General features: G+C 40.2%; 1 protein-coding gene. It reads left to right on the top strand.

What is annotated here, in order from left to right; genetic code table 11:
- The first annotated feature begins 105 nt into the window (after positions 1 to 105).
- Positions 106 to 576 (top strand): transcriptional regulator ArgR, encoded by a 471-nt coding sequence (argR, locus tag BCT81_RS03105; protein ID WP_004740827.1) that lies wholly within the window; start codon positions 106 to 108, stop codon positions 574 to 576.
- Positions 577 to 739: the final 163 nt, after the last annotated feature.

Here is a 739-nt window from a genome sequence, read left to right on the forward strand (position 1 = left end):
AATATTTACAGTGATATGACTAACAAATTACCGGGTTGTTTTGGCTAAAATTGAATATGTATGCGAGAATATGCAAACATCTTTGTTAATGAATAAGAATGACATATGCGCAATACAGAAAAACAAGACAACTTGGTCCGTGCTTTTAAAGCGCTGCTAAAAGAAGAACGTTTTGGTTCACAAGGCGAAATTGTTGATGCCCTTAAGCATGAAGGCTTTGAAAGCATCAACCAGTCTAAAGTCTCGCGTATGTTAACCAAGTTTGGCGCGGTTCGAACTCGTAACGCTAAAATGGAGATGGTTTACTGTCTTCCTGCTGAACTGGGTGTTCCTACAGTTTCAAGTTCTTTGAGAGAACTTGTCTTAGATATTGACCACAACAATGCATTAGTTGTGATACACACAGGCCCTGGCGCTGCTCAACTGATTGCTCGCTTGCTAGACTCACTAGGTAAGTCAGAAGGCATACTGGGCGTAGTCGCAGGTGATGACACTATCTTTATCACCCCAACCCTTTCAGTTACGACTAAACAGCTATTTGACTCAGTCTGTGAACTGTTTGAATACGCTGGATAATTGCTCATAGTTTCATAATTATCAGCCATATAAATGGATCGCGAACATCTATTAACTTCGTGATCCAAATCACATCCTAGAATATCTCCCCTCCTCTCTACCCAGCAACACTAAACCGTTGATTTTAAAAAAGTCAGTAGCAAATTAAACACAAGATCTAGGC

It is taken from the genome of Vibrio sp. 10N.261.52.A1, assembly GCF_002876325.1.
Lineage (GTDB): Bacteria > Pseudomonadota > Gammaproteobacteria > Enterobacterales > Vibrionaceae > Vibrio > Vibrio chagasii.

What these genes read in the sequence shown, in the direction of transcription:
- argR (WP_004740827.1), top strand. Translation starts at nt 106, where the DNA reads ATGCGCAATACAGAAAAACAAGACAACTTGGTCCGTGCTTTTAAAGCG.